The organism is Mesorhizobium sp. M7A.F.Ca.CA.004.06.1.1, from assembly GCF_003999135.1.
Classification (GTDB): domain Bacteria; phylum Pseudomonadota; class Alphaproteobacteria; order Rhizobiales; family Rhizobiaceae; genus Mesorhizobium.
Map to the genome: position 1 here is coordinate 1 of NZ_RZPQ01000531.1, position 4169 is coordinate 4169.

The 4169-nt window shown below is 61.5% G+C and carries 8 protein-coding genes; 2 read left to right on the top strand and 6 right to left on the bottom strand.

The window, feature by feature from the left end:
- Positions 1-956, top strand: a 956-nt coding sequence (locus tag EN906_RS25050; protein ID WP_164777339.1) for an NAD(P)/FAD-dependent oxidoreductase, incomplete at its 5' end; no start/stop codon positions are given.
- Here EN906_RS25050 and EN906_RS25055 read toward each other — a convergent pair.
- The 6 genes from EN906_RS25055 to EN906_RS25080 are packed head-to-tail and all read right to left on the bottom strand — an operon-like array spanning position 953 to position 3295.
- Positions 953-1360, bottom strand: coding sequence for a DUF1801 domain-containing protein (locus tag EN906_RS25055; protein WP_127267741.1), 408 nt, complete (start codon positions 1358-1360; stop codon positions 953-955). The genes EN906_RS25050 and EN906_RS25055 overlap by 4 nt on opposite strands.
- Positions 1361-1400: 40 nt before the next feature.
- Positions 1401-1793, bottom strand: a complete 393-nt coding sequence (locus tag EN906_RS25060; RefSeq protein ID WP_127267742.1) for a VOC family protein — start codon at positions 1791-1793, stop codon at positions 1401-1403.
- A gap of 29 nt (positions 1794-1822) precedes the next feature.
- A complete protein-coding gene (locus EN906_RS25065; protein WP_127267743.1) occupies positions 1823-2260 on the bottom strand; it encodes a DUF1801 domain-containing protein in 438 nt (145 codons plus the stop codon).
- An 11-nt stretch (positions 2261-2271) separates the two neighbouring features.
- The gene (locus EN906_RS25070; RefSeq protein WP_127267744.1) at positions 2272-2493 is read right to left on the bottom strand and encodes a hypothetical protein; all 222 of its coding nucleotides are present in this window, start codon (positions 2491-2493) and stop codon (positions 2272-2274) included.
- A gap of 56 nt (positions 2494-2549) precedes the next feature.
- Positions 2550-2975: an SRPBCC domain-containing protein gene (locus EN906_RS25075; protein ID WP_127267745.1), complete on the bottom strand. Its 426-nt coding sequence runs from the start codon at positions 2973-2975 to the stop codon at positions 2550-2552.
- Positions 2972-3295, bottom strand: coding sequence for a metalloregulator ArsR/SmtB family transcription factor (locus EN906_RS25080; protein WP_127272723.1), 324 nt, complete (start codon positions 3293-3295; stop codon positions 2972-2974). The genes EN906_RS25075 and EN906_RS25080 overlap by 4 nt, the downstream gene beginning before the upstream one ends.
- Positions 3296-3448: 153 nt before the next feature.
- On the opposite strand from EN906_RS25080, the gene EN906_RS25085 reads away from it, so the two are divergent.
- Positions 3449-4009: an RNA polymerase sigma factor gene (locus tag EN906_RS25085; RefSeq protein WP_127271980.1), complete on the top strand. Its 561-nt coding sequence runs from the start codon at positions 3449-3451 to the stop codon at positions 4007-4009.
- Positions 4010-4169 lie beyond the last annotated feature (160 nt).

Consider the following 4169-nt stretch of genomic DNA (forward strand, 5'->3'; position numbering starts at 1 on the left):
GTCGCTACACGCAGCGCGATTTCATCGCCCTCGTCGAACGCCAACGCATTGCCTATCACGAGAAGACGCTTGGGCAGCTGTTTTGCGACGGCTCGGCGCGCCAGATCATCGACATGCTGGTCTCGGAAATGCAGGGCAGGGGCGTGGAGCTGGCGCTCTCGGCCAGCGTTGAGGATGTCCGCAAAACCGTGGAGGGGTTTGCGCTCACCCTCTCCACAGGCTTGGTTACTTGCCAGTCGCTGGTGGTGGCCTGCGGCGGCAAGTCGATCCCCAAGATGGGGGCGACCGGTTTCGGCTATGAGCTTGCCGAACGGTTCGGCCTTGCCATTGTCGAAACGCGACCGGCGCTGGTGCCGCTGACCTTCGACGTAAACACGCTCGAACGGCTGGCGCCCCTGGCCGGCAACGTCGTCGACGCGGAAGTCGCCTGCGGCAAGACGCGGTTCTCCGAAGCGATGCTGTTCACGCATCGTGGCGTCAGCGGGCCATCTATCCTGCAGATCTCTTCCTATTGGCGCGAGGGCGATGAAATCCGCATCGCCATGCTGCCGGCAGTTGACGTGGCGGACCTCATTCGGGTGGCCAAGCGAAGCAATGGGCGGCAAGCGGCACAAACGGTGCTGGCAAATCATCTGCCGAAGCGGCTTGCGCAGTCGATCGCCGAGCGCACCGGGATCGACGGCAACCTTGCTGATCTTTCCGACGCCCAGATGAAAACCATAGCTGCCGCAGTCAATGACTGGCGCATCAAGCCTGCCGGCTCAGAGGGCTACCGCACCGCCGAAGTGACGCTGGGTGGGGTCGACACCAACGGGCTGGACCAGAAGACGATGCAGGCGAAATCCGTGCCGGGCCTGTTCTTCATCGGCGAAGTCGTCGATGTCACGGGTTGGCTGGGTGGCTATAATTTCCAGTGGGCATGGTCGTCGGGCTGGGTGGCAGGCCAGGCGGCCTAGACTTGCGTCTGTGGCTTCGCCCCGGCAGCCGCTTTCTTCTTCTTTTTGGCCTGATTGTAATCGATCGCTGCGCGGACGAGCTCTTTTAAAGCGCCCTCATTGAGCCTGTCGCCCTCGAACATGTCGATTGCCCGCCACACCTTGCCGCCAAAACCATTGTTGAACAGATTGTCGGGGTCCGGCAGGCTGGCGCCATGGGAAAAGGTCAGCTTCACCTTGTCCTTGTGGGCGTTGCCGACCACGATGTTGCCATCGAGGCACCATACCGGGCTGCCCATCCACTTCCACTCCTCGACGATGTCCGGGTCGGCTGCAAGGATGGTCTTGCGGATGCCGGCGAGCGTATCGCCGCGCCAATCGATGAGGCCGGCGATCATTTGGTCGATATGTTGCGAGGGGGTCATTGGGTGTCTCCTGTGTCTCGACCCGTTTCAACCGCCGCCGTTACCAGCGCGCCAGCTGGGTGATCTGAACGAGGTTGCCGCAGCTGTCGTTCAACTGGGCGATGGTCGAACCGGTCGCCTCGGTCGGCGGCTGGATAAACGCACCGCCCTTCGCCTTGATGCGCTCGTAGTCGCCCTTGACGTCGTCGGTGAAGAACATGACCGCGGGCTGGCCCTGCTTGAAGATGGCTTCCTGATAGGCCTTGGCGGCCGGGTTGTCGTTGAGCGCGAGTTGCAGCTCGGTTCCATCAGGCTCTTCAGCCGAGGCCACGGTCAGCCAGCGATAAGGCCCGTTGCTGAAATCGGCCTTTTTGGTGAAGCCCAGCACGTCGGTGTAGAAGCGCAGTGCGTTTTCCTGGTTGTCCACATACACGCTGGTCAGCTTGATCTTCATGGCTCTTTTTCCTCTGTCATAGTCGGTCATTACGGGATCCAGCCGGGCAGGGCCGCGGCCTGCTTGATCCATTCCACCATCCTCGCCTCATCGAACGGATCGTCTTCGCGGATGTCGATCCAGCGCACATCCTTGCTCTTGGCCGTGCCGCCAGGCGGAATCGGCCGCAACGACGTGCCGCTGAAGAAGGTCACTTTCAAATAGTGGGTGAAGACATGGAAACTCACGAACCAGCCTTGGCCCTCGACGCCGTAGAAGGGCGAGTTCCAGCGCACGGCCTTGCGCACGTCGGGCACGTTGTGTTCGATGAGCGCGTCGAGCCGCTCGCCGAGGCCACGCTTCCAGCCCGGCATTGCAGCGATGTAGGCCTGCACCGGAGCGTCGCCGTCGCCCTTGGCGATTTGCGGGTTGCCACCCGAGAGCAGGACCGGTGCCGCTTTGGTCGACTGACCCTGCGTCTTGGTCATTCTACCCACTCCTATCCGCCGGCACGCTGCGCGCCGCGGCCCCTGGCGGCATAGGGCAGCACGAACATGTACAGGCCGCTGAACAGCAGCAGGAAGAGCGGCAGGAGCGGCGAATAGACTACCCAGGCGGGAGGCTGGCCGAATGCCATGGTGGCGAAGTTGGCGACAACGGTCAGCGTAAACATAATCGACAGCCAGCGATGAATTTGCCGAACCCACTTGTTCCTGTCCAATAGCTCCTCCTGTCAAAACAGACCGAAGCGGACCCGTGATCCGCATGTCGGCGGGTTCAATCCATCCGCGCCAGGACCTGACCCAGATTTGTAAAGTACTGCCGCCACCCACTCGTCGCGCCCCGATACGCCTGCTCCTGATCCGGCCGGAAGCCGGACTGTTCCATACGCAACCGGGTGCCCGTGCTGGTCGGCATGAGGGTCCAGGTGACGACACTCTCGAGGCCATAGGCCTGCCACGTGTAGGACAGTGTCTTGTTCAGCTCGACGGCTGTTACCTGACAGTCGACAACAATGCTCACGTCGGTTTGCGTTTCCTTTCGCAGATTGAAACGGTGGTCCACAACTGGCTTGAAGTCGTTCTTCATCAGCCATTCCTCGATCAGATGCGGTTGGGTCAGCGCGCGCCAGATTTTTTCCGGCGGATAGGGGATCTCACGTTCGACGACGACGGAGCGCGTTTCGGTCGCAATGTTGGTCATTGGTCCATTCTTTTGAGCAAATTTTCGAGGTCGTCGAACCGGCTCTGCCAGAACGCATTCATCTGGTTCGTCCAGTCGGTCAGCGGGGAAAGTGCTGCGATCTGGGCGCTATAATGGGTCTGCCGTCCTTGATGGCGGTCGCGCACCAGCCCGGCCTGCCTGAGTACGCCGAGATGCTTCGACACCGCAGGTTGGGAGACCCCCGACTGAGCCGTCAGGGCGCCGACCGTCTGCTCGCCTTGTCGGCACAGGCGCTCGAAGATCGCACGACGCGTCGGATCGGAGAGCGTTCTGAAGAGGATATCGTGAGCGTTCGTCATTGGGATCGATAACCCGGTGGCTATTGATTGACGTATAACCGCCGAGATATGGATGTGTCAAGCGGGGTGCCGGCGGTCACGATCCGGCGGTTTCCAAAAAAATCTTTCCATTGCCCAAGGATTAGCCATTAGCCTTCGTCCAACAGGCAAATGATGGCGATGATGCTGGATGAAAGCGAAGCCTCCGACGCCGAACTGATCGGGCGGGCGAAGGGCGGAGACAGGGGGGCCTTCAGCACATTGCTGGAAAGGCACTATGACTTCGTCTATCGCGCTGCCTATCGCTGGTGCGGCAGGAAGGCCGATGCCGAAGACATCGCCCAGGAAGTCTGCGTCAGGCTCGGCAAGGCGATCCGCGACTATCGCGGCGGCGGCGCTTTCACCACATGGCTCTATTCCGTGACCCTGAACGCCGCGCGCGACATGATGCGAAAGTCCGCCCGCGAGACCGTGAAGACCGAGGCCTATGGCGTCCATGCACTGATCTCAGGCGAGGCGTCGGTCGAACCGGAGGATCCGGCCGAAGCGCTGTGGACCGCGGTGCGGCAACTGCCGGACAAGCAGCGCGACGCCGTGCTTTTGGTCTATGGCGAAGGATTGAGCCACGCGGCCGCCGCCGAGGCGATGGCGATCTCGGAGACGACGGTTTCCTGGCACATCCATGAAGCGAAGAAACGGCTGAAGACGCTGATGCGCGCGGCCGGGGAAGTGTGACCATGGTCGACGACAACGAACTCAACAGACTGCGCGATATCGCAGCACCGGCGCCCGCCAAGGATGCCAAGGCACGTGCCTTCGAGGCCGCCCTGCGCGCCTATGATCAGGAAAATATTTCTGCTGTCACCCAAGGATCGATTGGCGGGCTTCGTCTCAC

Excerpts from the sequence above, each read along its gene's own strand:
- EN906_RS25060 (WP_127267742.1), bottom strand. The coding sequence starts at position 1,793 with ATGAAGATCAAGCTGACCAGCGTGTATGTGGACAACCAGGAAAACGCA.
- EN906_RS25075 (WP_127267745.1), bottom strand. The coding sequence starts at position 2,975 with ATGACCAACATTGCGACCGAAACGCGCTCCGTCGTCGTCGAACGTGAG.
- EN906_RS25055 (WP_127267741.1), bottom strand. The coding sequence starts at position 1,360 with ATGACCCCCTCGCAACATATCGACCAAATGATCGCCGGCCTCATCGAT.
- EN906_RS25080 (WP_127272723.1), bottom strand. The coding sequence starts at position 3,295 with ATGACGAACGCTCACGATATCCTCTTCAGAACGCTCTCCGATCCGACG.
- EN906_RS25085 (WP_127271980.1), top strand. The coding sequence starts at position 3,449 with ATGGCGATGATGCTGGATGAAAGCGAAGCCTCCGACGCCGAACTGATC.
- EN906_RS25065 (WP_127267743.1), bottom strand. The coding sequence starts at position 2,260 with ATGACCAAGACGCAGGGTCAGTCGACCAAAGCGGCACCGGTCCTGCTC.